Source organism: Bradyrhizobium genosp. SA-4 str. CB756 (genome assembly GCF_000473125.1).
GTDB classification, from domain to species: domain Bacteria; phylum Pseudomonadota; class Alphaproteobacteria; order Rhizobiales; family Xanthobacteraceae; genus Bradyrhizobium; species Bradyrhizobium arachidis.
In genome coordinates this window covers 377,333-398,004 of record NZ_KI421499.1, presented here as the reverse complement: position 1 = coordinate 398,004, position 20,672 = coordinate 377,333, and the positions used below count along the sequence as shown (strand labels likewise).

Annotated in this window: 17 protein-coding genes; 3 read left to right on the top strand and 14 right to left on the bottom strand. The window is 64.9% G+C overall.

Annotated features, from left to right (window positions below):
* From BRAGE_RS0101880 to BRAGE_RS0101870, 3 genes are all read right to left on the bottom strand, one after another.
* Window positions 1-594, bottom strand: coding sequence for a GNAT family N-acetyltransferase (locus BRAGE_RS0101880; protein ID WP_027560731.1), 594 nt, complete (start codon window positions 592-594; stop codon window positions 1-3).
* Window positions 595-712: 118 nt separating this feature from the next.
* Entirely contained in the window at window positions 713-1,639 is a 927-nt protein-coding gene (locus BRAGE_RS0101875; protein ID WP_027560732.1) for an SMP-30/gluconolactonase/LRE family protein, read from the bottom strand.
* A 136-nt stretch (window positions 1,640-1,775) separates the two neighbouring features.
* Entirely contained in the window at window positions 1,776-2,609 is an 834-nt protein-coding gene (locus BRAGE_RS0101870; RefSeq protein ID WP_027560733.1) for an AraC family transcriptional regulator, read from the bottom strand.
* Window positions 2,610-2,778: 169 nt separating this feature from the next.
* Between BRAGE_RS0101870 and BRAGE_RS0101865 the strand changes: the two genes are divergently transcribed.
* Window positions 2,779-3,882: a mandelate racemase/muconate lactonizing enzyme family protein gene (locus tag BRAGE_RS0101865; RefSeq protein ID WP_027560734.1), complete on the top strand. Its 1,104-nt coding sequence runs from the start codon at window positions 2,779-2,781 to the stop codon at window positions 3,880-3,882.
* A 9-nt stretch (window positions 3,883-3,891) separates the two neighbouring features.
* Here BRAGE_RS0101865 and BRAGE_RS0101860 read toward each other — a convergent pair whose 3' ends face one another.
* Window positions 3,892-4,248 carry a hypothetical protein gene (locus BRAGE_RS0101860; RefSeq protein WP_027560735.1) on the bottom strand — a complete coding sequence of 119 codons (357 nt, stop codon included), beginning with the start codon at window positions 4,246-4,248 and terminating at the stop codon, window positions 3,892-3,894.
* 182 nt (window positions 4,249-4,430) lie between these two features.
* Between BRAGE_RS0101860 and BRAGE_RS0101855 the strand changes: the two genes are divergently transcribed.
* Window positions 4,431-4,655, top strand: coding sequence for a hypothetical protein (locus tag BRAGE_RS0101855; protein ID WP_011089440.1), 225 nt, complete (start codon window positions 4,431-4,433; stop codon window positions 4,653-4,655).
* A 281-nt stretch (window positions 4,656-4,936) separates the two neighbouring features.
* Here BRAGE_RS0101855 and BRAGE_RS0101850 read toward each other — a convergent pair whose 3' ends face one another.
* Window positions 4,937-5,593: a glutathione S-transferase family protein gene (locus tag BRAGE_RS0101850; protein WP_027560736.1), complete on the bottom strand. Its 657-nt coding sequence runs from the start codon at window positions 5,591-5,593 to the stop codon at window positions 4,937-4,939.
* Between the two features lie 168 nt (window positions 5,594-5,761).
* Between BRAGE_RS0101850 and BRAGE_RS0101845 the strand changes: the two genes are divergently transcribed.
* Window positions 5,762-6,985: a polyhydroxyalkanoate depolymerase gene (locus BRAGE_RS0101845; RefSeq protein ID WP_027560737.1), complete on the top strand. Its 1,224-nt coding sequence runs from the start codon at window positions 5,762-5,764 to the stop codon at window positions 6,983-6,985.
* Between the two features lie 21 nt (window positions 6,986-7,006).
* Here the strand turns inward: BRAGE_RS0101845 and BRAGE_RS0101840 are convergent, their stop codons facing one another.
* From BRAGE_RS0101840 to BRAGE_RS0101800, 9 genes are all read right to left on the bottom strand, one after another.
* The gene (locus BRAGE_RS0101840) at window positions 7,007-7,201 is read right to left on the bottom strand and encodes a hypothetical protein (RefSeq protein WP_027560738.1); all 195 of its coding nucleotides are present in this window, start codon (window positions 7,199-7,201) and stop codon (window positions 7,007-7,009) included.
* The gene (locus tag BRAGE_RS0101835; RefSeq protein ID WP_027560739.1) at window positions 7,198-8,346 is read right to left on the bottom strand and encodes a PepSY-associated TM helix domain-containing protein; all 1,149 of its coding nucleotides are present in this window, start codon (window positions 8,344-8,346) and stop codon (window positions 7,198-7,200) included. Before BRAGE_RS0101835 ends, BRAGE_RS0101840 begins: the two co-directional genes overlap by 4 nt.
* A 20-nt stretch (window positions 8,347-8,366) precedes the next feature.
* The gene (locus tag BRAGE_RS47610; protein WP_159073937.1) at window positions 8,367-10,634 is read right to left on the bottom strand and encodes a TonB-dependent siderophore receptor; all 2,268 of its coding nucleotides are present in this window, start codon (window positions 10,632-10,634) and stop codon (window positions 8,367-8,369) included.
* A 303-nt stretch (window positions 10,635-10,937) separates the two neighbouring features.
* Entirely contained in the window at window positions 10,938-14,267 is a 3,330-nt protein-coding gene (locus BRAGE_RS0101825) for an adenylate/guanylate cyclase domain-containing protein (RefSeq protein ID WP_027560740.1), read from the bottom strand.
* A gap of 300 nt (window positions 14,268-14,567) precedes the next feature.
* Entirely contained in the window at window positions 14,568-15,083 is a 516-nt protein-coding gene (locus tag BRAGE_RS0101820) for a hypothetical protein (protein WP_027560741.1), read from the bottom strand.
* A gap of 340 nt (window positions 15,084-15,423) precedes the next feature.
* Window positions 15,424-17,292, bottom strand: a complete 1,869-nt coding sequence (locus tag BRAGE_RS0101815; protein ID WP_027560742.1) for an ABC transporter ATP-binding protein — start codon at window positions 17,290-17,292, stop codon at window positions 15,424-15,426.
* 201 nt (window positions 17,293-17,493) lie between these two features.
* On the bottom strand, window positions 17,494-18,420 hold the full coding sequence (locus BRAGE_RS0101810) for a 2-hydroxyacid dehydrogenase (RefSeq protein WP_027560743.1): 927 nt from the start codon (window positions 18,418-18,420) through the stop codon (window positions 17,494-17,496).
* Window positions 18,421-18,428: 8 nt separating this feature from the next.
* Window positions 18,429-19,757: an NAD(P)/FAD-dependent oxidoreductase gene (locus BRAGE_RS0101805; RefSeq protein ID WP_027560744.1), complete on the bottom strand. Its 1,329-nt coding sequence runs from the start codon at window positions 19,755-19,757 to the stop codon at window positions 18,429-18,431.
* Window positions 19,758-19,793: 36 nt separating this feature from the next.
* A complete protein-coding gene (locus tag BRAGE_RS0101800) occupies window positions 19,794-20,669 on the bottom strand; it encodes an ABC transporter permease (RefSeq protein ID WP_027560745.1) in 876 nt (291 codons plus the stop codon).
* Window positions 20,670-20,672: the final 3 nt, after the last annotated feature.

Here is a 20,672-nt window from a genome sequence, read left to right as displayed (position 1 = left end):
CTAACGCGGCTTTTCGTTGAGTTGATAGTTCAGATGCGTTTTCACCGTCGGCCATTCGGCGGCGGTGATGCTGTAGACCACGGTGTCGCGCAGCGTGCCGTTCGGCGCAACCTGATGGCTGCGCAGGATGCCGTCCTGCTTGGCGCCCAGGCGCTCGATGGCGCGGCGGCTCTGGTGGTTGAAGAAATGGGTGCGGAACTCGACCGCGATGCAATTCAGCGTCTCGAAGGCATGGGTGAGCAGCAGCAGCTTGCACTGCGTGTTGAGCGGGCCGCGCTGCGCGCTCTTGCCATACCAGGTCGAGCCGATCTCGACGCGGCGGTTGGCGGCATCGATGTTCATGTAGGTGGTCTGGCCGACAATCTTGCCGGCGGCGTCGAACACGGTGAAGGGCAGCATCGAGCCCGCGGCCTGAAGGCCGAGGCGGCGGTCGATCTCCTTGGCGACGTTCTCCGGCGTCGGGATCGCGGTGTACCAGATCGTGTAGAGCTCGCCGTCCTTCACGGCCTCCATCAGCCCCTCGCGGTGCTCTTTCGACAGCGGCTCCAGACGAGCGTGCTGTCCGCGCAGGGTGATGGGATCAGGCCAGGGCATTTTATTGGTCCTCATGATTGTCATTCCGGGATGGTCCGAAGGACCAGACCCGGATCTCGAGATCCCGGGTTCGGCTCTCCGAGCCGCCCCGGGATGACGATGGCGTACTACGTCATCGTCACTTATTCAAAAAGTTCAACGGCAAACCGCCGCGCGGCCAGTCCATGGCGACCAGCTCGCCCTTGCCCGACAGCGTGATGTAGGCGGTCTTCAACTCGGGGCCGCCGAAGGCGATGTTGGTGGTGACGCGATCGCCGGTCGGGACCTGCTCGACCAGGGTGCCATCGGGTGCGATCACCGAGATGCAGCCGGAGACGAGGGTGGCGACGCAGACGTTGCCGTTGGCCTCGACCGCGAGCGAGTCGAACATCTGATAGCCGCCGAGGCCGCAGATCGGCTTGCCCCGCTCGCCGCGATAGATCACGTCCCGCGGCTTGAGCGTGCCGGGCGCGGACAGCTCATAGGCCCAGAGCCGGCCGGTCGGCGTCTCCGCGATGTAGACGGTGTTCTCGTCCGGCGACAGCCCGATGCCGTTGGCCGGCAGCACGCCGTGCACGACCTCGACAATCTCCTTCATGCCGGGCTTGAGGTAATACATGCCGCCGACATCCATCTCGCGCGCACGGCGCTTGCCGAGATCGGAGAACCACAGGCCGCCCTGCTTGTCGAAGACGAGGTCGTTCGGCCCGCGCAGATCGTGCTCGCCGCATTTGGTGACGACGGTCTCGACCTTGCCGGATTGCAGGTCGACGCGCTGGATCGAGCCGCCGAGATAATCGTCGGGCTGCGGGCCCGGCATGATCATGTTGCGGGTCGGGATCCAGGAGAAGCCGCCATTGTTGCAGATGTAGATCTTGCCGTCGGGACCGAGCGCGGCGCCGTTCGGGCCGCCCGGCACCTTGGCGACGATCTCCTTGCGGCCGTCGGGGTAGACGCGGGTCAGGCGCTGGCCGCGGATTTCCACCAGCACCACCGAGCCGTCCGGCATCACGACCGGCCCTTCGGGAAATTCGAGGTCGGTGGCGAGAACGCGGACGTCAGACATGGGCTACCCTCCCGGCTTGCTTGTTATGGCTTGCACGGGATGTCCGGCCACGGCCCCTCATGCAAGGTTTGCCTGAGGTTATGGCAAAGTAGGTCCACCTTGCCAAGCAAGCCGAATGGTATGCCAGCGTTGCGCGTTACTCTCTTACTGGCAGCCAGATCTCGAAGCCGCCATTGCCGGTTGCGGGGTCGAATTTTTCGTCATAGCGCTCGAAGTTCGGCGCATCCGCCGCCTTGAAGCCAGAGGCCGGCAGCCACTGATTCCAGATCGTGTTGACCGTGCGCCTGATCGAGGCGACGTGGTCGGTGTGCGTGAACACCGCATAGCGCTGCTCGGGGATGCGGATGCGACCGAAGCGCCGCGGCAGGTCGGAGAAATCGGCGACCTCGACGCCGGCGATATAGTCGAAATTGCCGGCATCGTCGCCGTTGCTGCAGACGCCGTAAGCAACATCGCCAAGCCGCGCGGGGATGTCGGCGACCTCCTGGTGGAAGCGCTGCCACAGACCGGGGATCATGGCGCCGTTGTCGCAAGCGATGCGCTCGGCGGGACCGGCAACGAGGAAGGCCTTTGCGGTTTCGAAACGCGGCGGGGCGAGATTATCGAGCATGGTGGAGTCCATGAGGATCGGCTCCTGTAGCTTGAGGTGGCTGACACATGTCGCGGCCCGGACGGCTTCGGGCGTGACGCCGAACTGGTCGCGGAACGCGCGGGTGAATGCTTCGTGCGAGCCGTAATCCGCCTCCAGCGCGAGGCTGAGAATGTCCGGTGCGCCGTTCGCAAGACTGCGCGCCGCCTCACTCAGCCGGCGTGCGCGCACGTAACGCATCACCGGCAAGCCGGTGGCTGCGGCAAACGCGCGCACGATGTGGAACCGCGACACGCCCGAGATCGCGGCGATCTCGTCGAGCGTCATCGGCTCGGCGAGATGGCTCTCGATGTACCAGAGTGCGCGCTGGGCTGGGTTCATGGGTTACGGCTCTCATTCGAAGCGTGGCGATCATGCGCCAATGCCTCCCATCGCGCTTGATCGGCATTGCTGTCCCCGCATGAGGATAGTCCGGGAATAGCCACTGGCAACGCCCGCGTGTTCGCGGCTACACTCCTTGAAACCGCTCACCAGAAAGGGGAACCGCGTCATGGAAATCACCGATGTGCGGGCGCACCATATCCGCATCCCCTATGACGCCGGCGTCGCGAGCTTTCGCCAGGGCGCGTCCGCCATCTCCGCGCTCGACATGGTGCTGGTCGAGGTCACGACCGATTCCGGGTTGACCGGCTGGGGCGATGCCTTCGCCTATGTCTGTCCGCGCACCACACGCAGCGCCGTCGAGGAGATGATCGCACCGCAAGCCCGCGGGCTGAACGTGCCCGATGCCGCCGGCATTCCGGCGGCGATGGAGCAGATCCAGCGCAATCTGCATCTGTTCGGCCGCTACGGCATCACCATGTTCGCGATCTCAGGGCTCGACATCGCGTTGTGGGACCTCGCTGCGAAGATCAAGGGCGTGCCGCTGCACCGGCTGCTCGGCGAGACCAGGCGTTCGTCCATCCCCGCCTATGCGAGCCTGCTGCGGATCGGCTCGCCCGAGAACATCGCCGGCGAATGCAGGAAGGCACTCGCGCTCGGCTATGGCGCCATCAAGCTGCACGAGACCACGACGCCTGCGGTGTTTGCCGCGCGCGCGGCGATCGGCCCCAAGATTCCGCTGATGGTCGACATGAACTGTCCGCTCTCAGGCGAGCAGGCGATCGCGTTCGCGAGGGCATGCGCGGACGCGCAGCCGATGTTCCTGGAGGAACCGGTCTGGCCGCCGGAAGACTTCGCAACGCTCGCCGACGTCCGCAGCCAGGGCGGGCTCGGCGTCGCCGCCGGCGAGAACGCCTGCACCGAATATCAATTCCGCCAGATGATGGACGCGGGCGCGGTGAGCCACGCGCAGCCGTCGGTGACGAAGGTCGGCGGCATCACGGAATTCCTGAAGGTCGTCGCAGCCGCGGATCAGTTCGGCGTCAAGATCGTCCCGCACTCTCCCTACTTTGGTCCCGGCCTGCTGGCGACGCTGCATCTGCTGGCGACCCGCGACGATGGGCTCGTCGAGATGTTCTATCTCAAGCGCGAAGCCTGCCTCTGGGGCGGCCGCGCCGACGCCGATGCCACCGGTCATGTCGCGGTGCCGACTGGCCCTGGACTTGGGTACGAGCCCGATCGCGCGGTGATGGAACGCTATCGCGTGGCGTGATCACTGCTGCTATTTCGCCGCATCCTTCGGCGGCGGCGCGTCCTGCTTCTTCTTCACGTCCTCAGCGATCTTGGTCTGCGCAGACTGGAGATCGCCGAGCGTCTTCTGCAAGCCGGCGAGGCTCGTCTTCAACGCGTCGATCTGGCGATTTGCCGCATCGAGCTTCTGCTGATGATCGAGGTTGAGCTTGGTGATCGTCTTCTGAAGAAAGTCGACATTGCTCTGCAGGCAGCTGGTGCGCCGCTCCATGGTCTTCTCGACCGTGCAGATCTCGATGCCGGGCACGTCCTGCGCGCAGGCCGGCGCGTTAACCAGCGCGGCGAGCAGCAACATCGCGAAACAAACGCCGGCATTTCGAAGCAACATGAAAGGTTCCTATCTAATCGATCACGTCAATGTGCGCTGTTTGCGCGCAGCCGCCGGAGGCTACCACACTCGTACCGCATTCTCGCGTTGAGCTTGCGCTGTTCCCTCTGACGGGGAACGATGATCCGCGCGCGGGAGAAGTGGGCGCTCTTTCGCGGCTTTGTTTAGGGGAGATTTTTCGAATGGCAACGCGCGATAGACGTCTGGCGGAGTTCGACGGCGCCGGAGAACCGCCACCCGGCCTGCCGGTCGAAGTCTTGTGCGAGGACCACAGCGGAACGTATCAACTGCCTTTCGCCTGCCGCTACGTCGAGGGACGCTGGCAGAACCACGAGGCCGGCATCGCGGTGGAAGCCACCGTGATCGGCTGGCGCCTGCCACGCGTGAAGCACAGCGGCGTGGCCTGACGGGCCGCGCCTGTCTCAAAACGCGACGGGGCCGCGCTCCGTCTTAACCATCGGAACGCGGCCCGAACGAATCACGTCCGAATCAGCGGGAACACTCCGTACGCAGCTGTTCACGGCTAGATGTCGCAAGTAGCCCGAACGGGTACACAATATCTGCGCAGCACGTGGGCACGGCCGAGCCAATGGCGAGCGCTAAACGTTAACGGCTTCAACGACATGGCAGCTGGAGGGCGACGCCTAAAACCTCGCTCCCAAAACAGGCAGGGCGCCGCCCGGCCTGCCTAATATTCGACCTCGAGCTCCTCGATCTCGGCCGGCTCTTCCCGCGCCGCCGCGATCCATTCCTTCATCTCGGGCATGGCCATGATGGTATCGGCATAGGCCTTCAGCCGCGGCTCGAGCTTGACGTCATAGGTGACGAAGCGCGTCACCACGGGGGCGTACATCGCATCCGCCATGGTGCGCCGCTCGCCGAACAGGAACGGCCCGCCGGATTTCTCCAGGCAGTCGCGCCAGATGAACCAGACGCGGTCGATGTCGGCCTGCGCGCGCGACCAGATCTTGAAGCCGGGGAAGTGCCCTTTCAAATTGACCGGCAGCGAGGCGCGCAGCGTGGTGAAGCCGGAATGGATTTCGCCGCAGATCGAGCGGCAATGCGCGCGCTGGACGCGATCATCAGGCAGCAGGCCGGCTGACGGCATCACATCGTTGAGGTATTCGGCGATCGCCAGCGTGTCCCAGACGGTCGCGCCGTCGTGGCGCAGGCATGGCACCAGGATCGAGGACGACAGTAGCAGGATCTCCGCGCGCGCCGAGGGATCGTCGGGCGCGGTGACGATCTCCTCGAAATCGAGGCCGGAAAATTTTGCCAGCAGCCAGCCACGCAGCGACCAGGACGAATAGTTCTTGCTGCTGATGGTCAGTGTCGCCTTCGCCATAGAACCCTTCCCTCACGCCTGATCGTCGGCATCGCGCAGCCGCGCGGGCGTGCGCATTGCCTGTGCTTCCCGCGAAAAGAGCAGCAAGCGACGTGCCAATTCTGCGGGCGGCCACGTCCGGCTTGGCGTCGATATTGCATAGCAACACGGGGCAACCGGACTTTCAGTATGATGTCGATGTATTATCAGGCCTTTCAGAACCATATGGACCTGACGGCGCCGTGGCGGGCGGGGGCCTCGTCCGCACTCAAATTCCTCCATTTGGTACCGCAGGGCCTGTCGGATCAGGTGGTCGGCCGGCTGTCGGCCGCGCTGGAGCTGATCTCGCGCGCCACCCTCACCTATGACCGCCCGGCCTACGGCATCGACAGCGTCATGGTTGGCAACCGCGAGATCGGCATCACCGAGGAGATCGCCTATGCGACGCCGTTCGGGTCGCTGCTGCATTTCAAGAAGGATGGCGCGCCCGAGCAGCCGCGCATGCTGCTGGTGGCGCCGATGTCCGGCCATTTCGCCACGCTCCTGCGCGGCACGGTGAAGACGCTGCTGCAGGACCACGACGTCTACATCACCGATTGGCACAACCCGCGCGACATTCCGCGCAAGGAGGGGCGCTTCGGCCTCGACGACTACACCGAGCATCTCATCGACTTCCTCGGACAGCTCGGCCCGCGCCCGCACATGGTGGCGATCTGCCAGCCGTCGGTGTCCGCGCTCGCGGCCGCCGCGATCATGTGCGAGGACAACCATCCCTCGCGCCCGGCGACGCTGACGCTGATGGCGGGCCCGATCGACACGCGGATCCAGCCGACCCGGGTCAACGAGTTCGCCAAGAGCCGGCCGATCGACTGGTTCGAGCAGAACCTGATCAATTACGTGCCGGTGCAGTGCCGCGGCGCGCTGCGCAAGGTCTATCCCGGCTTCGTGCAGCTCACCGCCTTCGTCTCGATGAATCTCGAGCGCCACATCAAGCAGCACATGGATCTCGCCAACCACATCGCCAAGGGCGAGAAGGAGAAGGCCGCGAGCATCAAGACCTTCTACGATGAGTATTTTGCCGTGATGGACCTGCCCGCGGAGTTCTACATCGAGACCGTGCGCGACGTGTTCCAGGAGCACCTGTTGCCGCAGGGCAAGCTGATGCATCGGGGACGGCCAGTGAACACGAAAGCCGTCAGCCGCATGGGTCTGATGACGGTCGAGGGCGAGAAGGACGACATCTGCTCGATCGGCCAGACGCTGGCCGCGCAAGACCTCTGCACCGGCGTGCGCGCCTATCGCCGCGTCCACCACATGCAGGCCGGAGTCGGCCATTACGGCGTATTCTCCGGCAAGCGCTGGAACAACGAGATCTATCCGCTGCTGCGGGACTTCGTGCACGTCAATTCGTGAGCAGGTCCTCCCACCGTCCTGTCACGCCCCGCGGCCAGCGGCGCGCTTGCCCATGTAGAAGACGATGATCGCAAGCGGCACGGCGAGCGCAAGCCAGGACGCCTGATCCCAGATCCCGTCGCCAAGCAGCGCCGAGATCAGGCCAAAAGCGACGACGCAGGCGATCACGACGGGCGCCAGGAATATCCGGACCAAAGGGCGCCTCGTGCCCGTCATCGCGACGCCTCCGCACCCACTGCCAATTGCCGCGCGGCCGCCGCAGCCTGTCGCGCCGGCACCTTGCGCAGCCGCGCCGCCCAGAGATAGAGGCCGCTGCCGAGCACCACGAGGGTGACGAGATCGAGCAGAGCCCAGATGATCTTCAGCGGCATGCCGCCATAGTCGCCGAAATGCAGCGGACGCGACACGAACAGCGCCTTGACGTAAAGCGGCATATCCCGCGTTTCGCCAAAGGAGCCGTCATCGGCATTGATCAACACCGGCTTGAGCAGGCGTGAGGTGAGCGGCTCGTTGCCGCGCAGATAGACGCCGTAATGATGACCGCCGGCAAATGGCGATCCCGGCATTGCGACGGACTGCACCTTCATGCCTGGAGCGTTCGCGAGCGCGGTATCGATCGCGGCCTGCGCGGACGCAAGCTTCGGCGGCACCGGCGCGTTTCGCCACGGGCCGAGCATCGCCACGAGCTCGGTTCGCTGCCAATGCTGCGCAATCTGCTGGGACAGTGTGTTGATGACGCCGGTCACGCCGACGACGAGCGTCCAGGCCAAAATGACGATGCCGAACAGATTATGCACATCGAGCCAATACAACCTGCGTCGCGACCTCATGGTGCCGAAATCCAGGCGGCGCATGAACGGACCGTAGACGACGACGCCGGAAACCGTCGCCGTCAGAAACAGCAGCCCCATCGCACCCAGGAACAGCATGCCCGGCTGTTCCAGAAACAGGTCGGTGTGAAGATCGAGCAGAAACTTGGTGACGGCTCCGCGGACGGTCGCGCCGACATGGAGCACGCGCCCGGTGTGAGCATCGACGCTGACGATAACATCCGTCTTCGGCGAAGTGATCGTCGATGCCATGTAGACGTGCCAGATCGGGTCCTCATCGTCCGCGCCCACGATCGTGATCACCTCGTTCGGCTGTGCCGCCCGGGCAATCTCGAGGACGCGGTCGAAGCTGAGCATCGGCGTGCCCGCGGCCACCGCGTCCGCTTCGACAGTCGCCCCCAGCGCCGCGTCGATCTCGTCGTGGAAGATCAGCGGCAGCCCCGTCAGGCACAGCATGAACAGGAACAGCGTGCAGACGAGGCTCGTCCACTTGTGCGTTTCCTTCCAGATGCGGATCGAACGGGGCGTCATGACGAAACGGCTCTCCTTCGTCACCAGCTATAGCGGACGCTGCCAATCACGGTGCGCCCGGCTCCGATGAAGCAGGAGCTCAGCGTCGTGCACGAGGCGACGTAGTATTTGTCGAACAGGTTGGTGGCATTGAGCGCAAGCTGCACGCCGCGCAGCCTGCGATCGAGATTCGACAGGTCGTAGTGGATCGCAGCGTCGAACAGCGTGTAGCTCGGGATCGAGATCGTGTTGGCGAGATCGCCATAGGAATCGCCGATATAGCGCACGCCGCCGCCGAAGCCGAAGCCGTTGAGCTGGCCTTGCTGGAACGTGTAGTCCACCCACAGCGCCGCCTGGTTCATCGGCTGGATCGTGAGGTGCTTGTTGAGCTGGCTCGGCGTGTTGGTCCTGGTCGTCAGTGTGTCGGTGTAGGCATAGGATGCCTTCAGCTTCAGTCCCTCGGTCAGGCTGGCCGTCGCCTCGAATTCGCCACCCCGGGACCGCGCCTCGCCGGTCTGCACGCTCTTGCCCGACACGTTCAGATCCGGCGTGACGACATTCTCCTGCGTCATGTCGAACAGCGCTGCGGTCAGGAGCAGGTTGGTCCCGACCGGCTGATACTTGACACCGATCTCGGCTTGCTTGGCCGTGGTCGGGACCAATGCCGCACCGCTGGCGGTCGTCCCCAGGGTCGGCTGGAACGAGGTGGCGTAGGCAATGTACGGCGCCACACCGGAGTCGAACACGTAGTTCAGCCCGGCGCGCCCTGTGAATGCCTGGTCGTCCTGGCCCTGCTTCGTCTTTGCAATGAAATTCAACGTGTCGGTGGAGACCCAGTCACTGCGGCCGCTCAGCGTCAGCCGCCATCCGCCGAGCGCAATCTGGTCCTGCGCATATAGTCCGGTCTGGTCCTGGCGCTGGCCCGTGTTGGTGCCGGTCGCCGGCATCGCGATCGACGCACCATAGACCGTGTTGTTGAGATTGATCGACGGTGCCGCGCCGATGCCCATATTCAGCTCGCTGGTGATGTGACGGTAGTCGAGCCCCGTCAGCACCGTATGGGCAAGCGCGCCGGTCGAAAAGCGGGCCTCTGCCTGATTGTCCATGGTGAACGCGTCGGCGTTTTCAGGAAACTTGAAAGCAGCGCGCGCGAGGGTGGCGAAATCGCCCGTGGCGGAATTGGGATAGGGGTTCAAGCCTGCCGCGCCGCCGCCAGCGACCGCATAGGTGTTGGTCTGGAGGTTGAAGTAACGGACGTTCTGCCGCACCGTCCAGATCTCGTTGAAAGAATGCTCGAACTGGTAGCCGACCCATGCCTGCTGGCGGTCGAAATGATCGAAGCCGGGCTCGCCGAGGAACTTCGTCATCGGAATGCGTCCGTTAGGGCTCGGCAGCAGCGTGCCGACGGCCGGATAGAACTGCAGCGCCAGGCCGGTGATGTCGCGCTGGTAGCCACTCAGGAACGTGAAGGTCGTGTCGAGATCGGGCCTCCAAGTGAAGGACGGCGCGATGGCGCCGCGGAAATCGTTGACGAAATCGACCTGCGTGCCGCCGCCATGCAGCGTGCCGGCGATGCGCCAGTACAAATCGCCCTTCTGACTGACGCCGCCGACGTCGAAATTGGTCTGGGCCCTGCCCCAGCTATCGCCGAGAACCTCGACCGAGTTGACCGGCGTCGCCGTCGGCAGACGGCTGACGAGGTTGACCATCCCGCCCGGCGCGACCTGTCCGTAAAGTGACGATGACGGTCCTTTCAACACTTCCACCCGTTCGAGCAAAGCAAGATCGAGCTTCGGCTGGCCGAACTGGCTGGCGCCGTAGGGGAGCTGCATGCCGTCGAGATAGAGCACCGGCTGAAAGCCGCGGATGCGGAGCGATTCAAAGCGCGTGTCGTTCGGGCTGTTCGTGACAATACCCGGCGTGTAGCCCACGGCCTGCACCACGGACCGGGCACCCTGGTCGCGGATCTGATCGCTGCCGATCACCGAGACCGACTGCGGCACTTCGAGGATCGGCGTGTTGGTCTTGGTACCGGCCAATGTTCGATGCGCGACATATCCCTCGATCGGGCCATTCCCCTGCCGGAACGTGCCCCGGCTTGCCGCCGTCTCGACGCGTGCCGCTTCGGTACCCTGGCCCGGTGCAACCCTTGGTCGGGCGGCGCGCGCACCGCGCGACGTCCGGGTCGCCTGGCCGCGTGATGGCGCACGCGGCTTCGGTGCATCGACCGTAACGGGAGGCAGCGTCGCCGCGGATCCCTCTCTCGTCGCCGGTGTTTGCGCGACACCCGCGGTCGCATACCCCGCCAACGCCACCCCTAGCAAAGCAACAAACGGAGCCTTCGCTCCACCGCCCGAAATTCCCACCAGCACGCCCCATTCCACTTCCGCAACAGCGGTAAACTGATGGCTTCGCAGTGGGAAGAACGCGGGCGGAATGGCTTGCTAGAATCTATCTTAGAACGCGTCGAATATTTCTGAGCGGAAACATCTGTCGCGAACACGATCGATCGCGAACTCCCGGCGAGGCGTGCTACGCGGAATACGCCGCCCGAGGGACATATCGAGACGGCTCTGGTTGATCCTAACCCGGCTGGGCGAAACGGCACGCGCCTAGTGCTCTTGCGTGAGCAGCTCTCTCGCTTCCACCAATTCAGGAAGAGTACGCTCCGCCTCGAAATCAGCGAGCACGGGCGCGAGCACTTCGGATACCGCACCTGCCCGGCCATTTGTCTTGTGCAGGCGGGCAAGTCCAAGCGCGCTGCGCAGCTCGAACGTCTTGGTCTGCTGGTGTCGCGCGATGTCCAGCGCTCGCTTGAGGTCGTCTTCGGCACTGAATTCGTCTGAACAATCGTGGCGCGACAAAAGCTTTCCGCGGACGCGATACAGCTCGGCATCAAGCCAATGCTGGCCGGACTGTGCGGTCCGGGCGATCAGCTCGTTCAGGATTTCCAGCCCGGTTTCGACCTCGCCCAGCTCTGCATTCGCGGCGGCGACATGCATCCCCCAAAACGGCTCGCAAAGGTAGCAATCGTTCTCGTGCAGCAAGGTCCAGCCGTGACGCATGTCCGCAAGACCAGCCATGCGGTCGCCGGCACGCCACTTGGCGAGGCCATTCAGGTAGGTGCCCGCGGCCACATACAGCGGCATCGTGTGGTCGCGGGCGAGGCCGAGCGCCAGGATCGTCTCCGTTTGCTGCAACATGCCCCCGCATACGCCGTCGAACACGGCGCGATGAACCAGCGCATTGGCCCGGGAAAGCGCCCGTTTTTCTCCGGAAGCAACCACCGCTTCGGCGGCGAGCTTGCGCGCGCGAGCGGTGATACCGAGCGGCCAGAGCACCAGGGCAAGGAATCTCATGATCACGAACGGCAGATCCAGTGCCGAAGCCCGGAATGTCGCGGGATCCGGCTCGGCATCGTAGATGGCCAGCGCCTGCTCGAGATGCGTTCTCGCGTTCACGTAATCGCCCGCGAACCAGCAGGTGACGCCGCCTGTCCAATGGGCAACGATGGCGGCCACCGGCGAGTCCGGTCGCCGGTCGGCGGCGCTCCTGATGGCATCCGCCAGCTCCCGCATCGGAGCGAGTTCGCCGTGTGTCAGGCAGGCATTGAACAGTCCCGAATGAACGGGCGCAAGTTCGACGGGATCATCGATGCCGGCTGCGAACTGGCGCGCACGCGTCCAGGCCGCGATCGTTTCTGGGGCGCTGTGCCCGAGGCTGCCCCTCAATGCACGGCCATATGAGATTTGAAGATGCAGCCTGCTCATCATCAGGCAGGGCTCGTCAGGCAGGTCGTCAACGGTCGCAACGGCCTTGCCGAGATGCGCGACCGCTTCGGAATAGGCAGAGCGTTTCAGCGCCTGCTGGCCCGCCTTGCGCCACCATTCGAGGGCGACCTCGCTCAGTCCCGCTTCCGTGAAGTGATGCGCCAGCACTTCCGGCTCGGTCTCGGCGACGACCGGAAACTTCTCACGCAGGACCTCGCCAATTCTCGTGTGAAGCAGCTGCCGTTTGCTCTTGAGCAGACTCTCGTAGGCCGCTTCCTGAACAAGAGCGTGCTTGAAACTATAGCTTGCTTCGGGCGGAGCCCCACGGCGAAGCAGCAGTTCGGCCTCTTCAAGCTGTCCCAGCGCAGCGCTCAGCGTCAGATCATCGCGTCCCGCCACGTACTTCAGCAGCGCGTACGAGAAGTCGCGGCCGATGGCAGCGCCGATCTGCGCCACCTCCTTGACCGGAGCGAGCCGGTCGAGCCGCGCCATCAGCGAATCCTGCAGCGTGGCGGGAATGGCAAGCGGCGGGAGCGGACTATTCAGGCGATAGCGCCCGGCATCTTCGACGAGCAGGCCGGACTCCAGCACCATCTTGGTCAACTCCTCGACGAATAGCGGAACGCCATCCGTCTTGTCGATGATCTGCTTCATCATCTCGCGTGGCAGCTGGCGACCGACAACCACCTGCTCGACCAGCGCGCGCGTGTCCTGCCGATCGAGCCGGTCGAGCCGCACCAGGCCGACATTGGCAAGGCCCGACCAGGACGGTTCGAACTCCGGGCGGGATGTCATGAGCACGAGGATCGGCAATGCCCTGATCCGATCGACCGCGAGATCGAACAGCTCGAGCGTGGTAGCATCGGCCCAATGCAAATCCTCGCAGACGATCAGCAGAGGCTGATCTCGCGCCAGCCCCTCGAGCTGATCGAGCAGGACGGCAAAAGTCTGTCGCCGCTGCTGCGCCGGGCTCAAGCCAAGAGGCGGGCAATGGTTAGCGGTTGGAATCGAAAGCAGAGCCGCAATGAGCGGTGTTGCCCGGGCGACCTGCTGGGTTCCTAGCGCCAGCATTGCCTCGAGCTTGTCGAGCTTTTGTTCTGGCGTGTCGTGCGAGCGGATTCCGGCGGCGCGCTCGAGCTGCGCGACAAAGGGATGAAGCGCACTGTTGGTGTGGTAGGGCGAACACTGATATCGCACCCGACGGTGCGCCCCTAGCGAGGGACTTTCGGACAGCGTTGCGACGATGCGCGACTTTCCGATGCCCGCTTCGCCGGAAATCAAGACGATCTGGCCCTGACCCTGCCATGCCTCGCGCTGGCGCGAGAGAATGAATTCGATCTCATCCTTGCGGCCGACAAAGCCGATCGAGCGCGCGGCGCGGACCGCCTCGAAGCGGCTCTCGGATGCGATCGCTCCTTCCACCGCCCACACCGCGATGGGTTCGTCGATCCCCCTGACTTCGCGCCGGCCGAGATTGCGAAAAGTGAAGAGATCTCCCAGCAGCCGGCGCGTCGATGACGCGACGACGACCACTCCCGGTTCGGCCAGGCTCTGAAGCCGGGCAGCGAGGTTTGGCGTATCGCCGATGGTCGCGTGCTCCTCTGACGCATCTCCACTGATGAGGTCGCCGACCACCACAAGCCCGGTCGCAACTGCGATCCGCAGCTCGACCCGCTCGCCGGCGCCTGTCTTGAGCTGGCGAATGGCGCAGATGATATCGAGGCCCGCGCGTACTGCGCGCTCCGCATCATCTTCGTGAGCGCGCGGATAGCCGAAATAGACGAGTATTCCGTCGCCGACGAACCTGGCTATGCTGCCGTCATAGGCGGCAATGACGCGCGCACATGCGGCGCGGTAGACCCGGATCACTTCCCACATATCCTCGGGATCGAGACGTGCCGAGAGCGCGGTCGAGCCGACCAGATCGCAAAACATGACGGTGAGGTGGCGCCGCTCGGCGTCATGAGGGGGAGCCGGCGATGCGATCAATGTGGCCGGATCGAGGTCGGCAATGGCACGCAACATCTTGCGGCGATGACCGAGCAGGACTCCGAGCTTGTCAAAGTCCTCATCCATCAGCTCGGGAAGGACGCTTACGTCGATCCCATTCTGGGCAAAGCGCTCCGCGTATTGCCCAAGCCCTAGCTTCTCGAGCCACTCCGCAATCTGCATGGCTCACCCATCTCATGGCTGGCGATTAGCAGACTCTTGGACCACGGCCGCGCCGAGACAATATGCCAACGGCACTATGATGGCACGCCTTGTCTTGTTTTGCGAAAATTAGGTTACTCGGTACCGATGACGCTTCGATCGGGACACGGCTCGATGCGAACGGCTGCGCGACCAAACATCGCTGGTGCGCAGCGTGGACGGCAGGGTTGCGATATGTCGTCACGACTCACTTCGACCAGCACTGCGGCTTGCGCTCGCATGGGATGCCCAGCGGGAGGTATTTCCGTGAGCGCAATTCCTTCATTGCTCGTTCATCGGCGCTTCCTGGTTGCGCGCCATCGTGCCCGCCGCGACCTGAAGCGAAGAACCGACCGCCCAGAAGCCCGCAACAAAGCTTATCAGGCCGTTTGATAGGCTTTGGTCAAGGACAAGAATGCTGACGGACAGAGTTGCGGCGATCGCCGCGCCGAACGTTCCGGCCGCACTCATGATTTCAGCCGACTCCGAGCCGTTCCATTCTTCCGAGATGCTCGATTTCGGCCGCTTTGCGACGTTGCCGGACAAGTCAATTCCGACATAATAGCTGAGCGCTCCATAGAGCATTGTGATCAGCACGATCCAGCCGCTTTCAAACAGTCCGCCTTTCTGACGCAACAGGGTCGCACCCACATAGAGGCCGCAAGAGGCTCCGACGGCTGCCAGGCCAATCCTTTCAAGGGTGTGTGCCGACTTGATCAGACTGGAACGGGCAATCCCCAGGCTGCCGACGTACCGCGTGAGGGAAAATGAGCTGAAAATTGCGCTGCTTATCTTCATGGGGGATTCCTTCTGAGTACTTGGCAGCCTACTGGCCGACCCCAGATCGAATCTGCCGGGACGCGTTTCTCGATGCCCTTGATCCCAATATCTGAAAGTTCTGTGCTGAGTGATGGGGCTGGCTTACTCGCGAAGGCGAGGAGCCAATCCACAGCTGCGGAGCACGCGGCTGCGCAGGTATTGCAACTCACCCGTGTTGTCGAACAGGTCCGGGTGCGGCAATTTCTTGCGAGAGTGATAGTTCAAAACGAGAGGGATGGACTATGAAGCGGTTCACAGACCGCTGTTCGCCCTCGCTCCATCCGGTCACAATTTCCGGAGGACGTGTGAACCACACTCCTCAGGCCGACCGCTCCTCGCCCCAGACCTGCACGACGTGCCCCGGTGAGACCTCGCGATATTGCCGCACCGGCGGCTGGTAATCCGGTGCGCGCACCGGGCTTCTGATCTCGTCGTTCGACGCCTCGCGCTTCGTGCCGCGGCGCGATGGGTCGGGCACCGGCACGGCGGCCATCAGCTTCTTGGTGTAGGGATGCTGGGGATTGCCGAACACATCCGCGCGCGGGCCGATCTCGACGATCTCGCCGAGATACATCACCGCGACGCGATGGCTCATGCGCTCGACCACCGCGATGTCGTGGGAAATGAACAGGTACGCGAGGCCCATGCTGGCCTGAAGGTCGAGCATCAGATTGACGACCTGCGCCTTGACCGAGACGTCGAGCGCGGAGACCGCCTCGTCCGCGACGATCAGCTTTGGCCCGAGCGCGAGCGCGCGCGCGATGCAGATGCGCTGGCGCTGGCCGCCGGAGAATTCGTGCGGGAAGCGCGCAGCCATGTCGGCGGTGAGACCGACCCGCACCAGCAGGTCGGCGACCTTGTCGCGGGCCTGCGCCGCCGTGGCGAGCCCGTTGGCGAGCAAGGGCGCTGCGGTCGCCGTGCCCACCGACATGCGCGGATTGAGGCTCGCGAACGGATCCTGGAACACGATCTGCATGTGCTTGCGGAAGTCGCGCAAGGTGCGGCCCTTCATGGCGAGCACGTCCTGCCCGTCGATCAGGACGGTGCCGGCGTCCGGCTCCGTCAGTTTGAGGATGGAACGGCCCGTGGTGGACTTGCCGCAACCGGACTCGCCGACCAGCGCCAGCGTCTCGCCGGCGCGCAAGGTGAAGGAGACATTCTCCACCGCGTGGACGCGGCCCGAAACCTTGCCGAACAGGCCCGAGCGGATCGGAAAGCGCGTGGTGAGGCCGGAGACTTCGAGCAGCGGACGCGCGGCCGTCGAGACCGTATCGGGCGTCTCGGCCGGCTCGTCCGAGGTGCCCGTCACCTTGTCGACGATCGGAAAGCGCATCGGCCGCGCGCGCCCGTCCATCGAACCGAGGCGCGGCACAGCGGCGAGCAGCGCGCGCGTGTAGGGATGCGCGGGTGCTGCGAAGATGCGCGAGGTGGCGTTGGTCTCAACGGCCTGCCCGCCATACATCACCACGGTACGGTCCGCGATCTCGGCGACCACGCCCATGTCGTGGGTGATGAACAGGATCGACATCCCCTCCTCCTGCTGGAGCTCCTTCAAGAGCTCCAGGATCTGCGCCTGGATGGTGACGTCGAGCGCCGTGGTCGGCTCATCCGCGATCAGAAGCTTCGGCTTGCAGGCCAGCGCCATCGCGATCATCACGCGCTGGCGCATGCCGCCGGAGAAGCGATGGGGATGCTCATGGAAGCGCGATTTCGCCGCGGGAATGCGGACGCGATCGAGCAAGCGAACAGTCTCGGCCTCCGCCGCCGCACGTGACAGGCCGCGATGCTGGATCAGCGCTTCCGCGATCTGGAAGCCGATGGTGAGCACCGGATTGAGGCTCGTCATCGGCTCCTGGAAGATCATGGCGACGTCGTTGCCGCGGATGTCCTTCATATCAGCTTCGGGCATCGTCAGCAGATCGCGGCCGGCGAGCGTAACGCGGCCCTCGATCCGGCCACTCTCTTTCGGCACGAGCCGCATGATCGAGAGCGCGGTGACGCTCTTGCCCGAGCCGGACTCACCGACGATGGCCACGGTCTCGCGCGGCGCGATGTCGAAGGAGATGTTGCGGACGACGGGGATCCATTCACGTTCGCGCATGAAGGACGTGGTGAGGCCGGCGACCGACAGTACCGGCGTGTGCGCTTCGGCGGCAACTTGATCTGGTCTCGTTGCACCGGTGCTCATGCAATGCCCCCAGCGCTTGCCGCGAAGAAGGTCCGCCCCCTCCCCCGCTTGCGGGGGAGGGTTGGGGAGAGGGTGCCTCCACAATCAAGAACCCCCAAGAGGAGAAAGCCCTCACCCGGCGCTACGCGCCGACCTCTCCCGCAAGCGGGAGAGGTGAGAGGAGCCCGTGGCTGCACCGATGTCATCATCACCATCGCGCCTTCAGTAACCGCGATCACGGTCGATACGCCCCGGCAAGGCCTCGCCCCGGCGGTGGCGCGCGATGGTGTCGAGCACGTAGTCGACCGCCGTCTCCGGCTTCGTCGTACTGGCAATGTGCGGCGTCAGCAGAATGCGCGGATGGCTCCAGAACGGATGGCCCGCCGGCAGCGGCTCGGGCTCGGCGACGTCGAGCACGGCGGCAGACAGCATCCCACTGTCGAGCGCCACGATGAGATCGGCCTCAACCAGATGCCCGCCTCGCCCGACATTGAGCAGCCGCGCGCCGCGCGGCAGATGCGCGAACAGATTCGCGTTGAGGATGCCGCGTGTCTCCGAGGTCAGCGGCAGCAGGCAGACGAGAATGTCGGACTGCCCCAGGAAATCCGGCAAGGCCTCCGCGCCCGCATAACAGGTGACGCCGTCGATTTCGCGCGGCGAACGGTTCCAGCCGAGCAGCGAGAAACCAAATGATTTGAGTCGTTCGAGCACAGCCTGGCCGAGCAGGCCAAGTCCCATCACGCCGACACGCCGCTCACCGGCGTAGGTCGCGGGGAGCTCACGCCAGACCTGCTCGCGCTGCTGGGAGATGAACTGCACGAGATCGCGATGCAGCGCCAGCACGGACATGCAGGCATATTCGACCATGCGATCGGTAATGCCGGGCTCCATCATGCGGACCAGCGGAACATGCGGCGGAAGTTTTGTGATGTCGAACTGATCGACGCCGGCGCCGACCGAGAACACCAGTTCGAGATTTGGGAACGTCGCCGCGATATTGTCCGGCGGCTGCCAGGCGACTAGGTAGCGTACCGCCTTGGGATCACCGATGTCGGGCCAGAGCCGGAACGGCACATCAGGCGCGCGCTCCGCGAAGAAGCGTGCCCACTCGGCCCCGCGAACCAGATTGGCCTTGTAGAGGACCGTCATGCCGCCCCTCAGAACGGGCTGACCGGCGCGAGGCGCCGGCCGTCGATCATGCGCTTGTGGCTGTAGGCGGCGGGATCGACCAGCGGCGTCGAGCCGGTGACGATGTCGGCGGCGAGCTTGCCCGCCGCGGGACCAATGCCGAAACCGTGGCCGGAGAAGCCGGTGGCAAGGAAGAAGCCCGGCAGCGCATCGACCGGCGAGATCACCGGAATGGTGTCGGGCGTGCAGTCGATCGTGCCGCCCCAGGCTTCCGCGATCTTGATCTCCTTCAATTCCGGATTGGACTTGATCAGCGAGGCCAGTGCCGCGTTGACCAGCGACATGTCGGGCGCGGGATCGCGCACGCGCTCGGCCTCGAACGGCGAGGGCTTGTCGAAACTCCAGCCGGTGCCGCGCATGATCTGGTCGAAGAACGGCTTGCCGAACGACAGCTTGAGCCCGTTCTTGCGATGCTGATAGGTCGGCCAGAAGGTCCAGGCGTAGCGGAACAGGTCGGGCGACAGCTCGACCGTGCCGCGGTTGCGCAGCGCCAGCGTAAAGCCGCCGTCGAGGCGGCGGCGGATGCAGTAGAGATCCGTGCCGAGCGCGCCCGAAGTGATCTCCGGTCCCGGCGTGGTCCGGCATGCGGTGGCGTTGACGAGGCCGATCGGCAGCTCGATGCCGTGGCGGCGGCAGAACAGCGACGACCATGCGCCGCCCGACAGCAGCACGGCTTGCGTGCGGATGGTGCCCTTCTCAGTGACAACGGCGCTGACCTTCCCGCCTGTCGTCTCCAGTCCGCGCGCGGCGCAGCCCTGATGGATGGTGACGCCGTGCTTTCGCGCGGCGGTGGCAAGTGCCGGCACGGCCATCGACGGCTCGGCGCGGCCGTCGCTCGGCGTGTGCAGGCCGCCGACCCATTGGTCCGCATTGCTGGGCATGCGCTCGGCGACCTCTGCCGGCGTCAGCACGGTCGAGTGCACCTGCTGCTCGCGCGCGATCGCGGCCCAGCGCTCCCAGCCGGCGAGCTCGTCCTTGCTCTTGGTCAGGAACAAGACGCCGGTGCGGCGGAAGCCGGCATCGACGCCGGCGTCGTTCTGCATGTCCTCCCACAGCCGCAGCGCCTCACGCGCCAGCGGGATCTCCTCGCGCGCGCGGCCCTGCTGGCGGCACCAGCCCCAATTGCGGCTCGACTGCTCGCCGCCGACATGGCCCTTCTCGACCAGAGCGACCGAAAGGCCCTTCTTGGCAAGATGATAGGCCGCGGAGACGCCGATGACGCCGCCGCCGATGACGACGACATCCGCCTGCGCCGGCAGGCGTTCATCGCTGTTGATACGGTTGAGCGGCGGGGACATGGGGCACTCCTGGAGGTCAGTTCGATCGAGATCTTGTCATGGGATGTTGAGACGCGGGTCGAGCGCGTCGCGCAGCCCGTCGCCGAGGAAGTTGAAGCTGGTCACCGCCAGCGTAATGGCGACGCCCGGCGCTATCGCAAGCCACGGCGCGCTGGTCAGATAGATCTGCGCGTTGTTGAGCATGTTGCCCCAGCTCGCGGCCGGCGGCTGGATGCCGTAGCCGAGATAGCTGACATAGGATTCCAGCAGGATCGCCTTGGCGACGTTCAGCGTCGCCGCCACCACGATCGGCGCGATCGCGTTGGGCACGAGCTCGCGGAACATGATGCGCAGGTTCGACGAGCCGAAGGCGAGTGCGGCCACGGCAAACTCGCGCTCGCGCAGCGAGCGCACCTGGGCCTCGACGACGCGCGCGACCGCCATCCAGGCGGTCGCCGCGATCAGCACGGTGGTGGTGACGAGCCCCGGCTCTGTGAGAGCTGCGAGCGCGAGCAGCAGGAAGATCGTCGGAAAGCACAGCACGGCGTCGACGAGCCGCATCAGCACCGCGCCGAGGGCGCCGCCATAGAAGCCGGCAAAGGCACCGACGACGATTCCGACCGCCATCGCGATCACCATCGCGACGATGCCGATCGAGAGCGAGATGCGCCCGCCCATCATCAGCCGCGCCAGCACGTCGCGGCCGAGCTCGTCGGTGCCGAGGATATGCGCGCCGGACAGCGGCGGCGCGAACCGCTTCATGATGTCGATATAGGTGTCGTCGAACGGCAGCAGATAAGGCCCGATCGCGGAGCCGAGCACGAGCACGAGAATGATCACAGCGCCCGCAAGCGCGAGCCGATGACGCCGAAAACGCCGCCAGGCGGCCTGGCCGGGCGCGAGCTGAACGGTGGTGAGCGTTGCGGTCGCCATCGC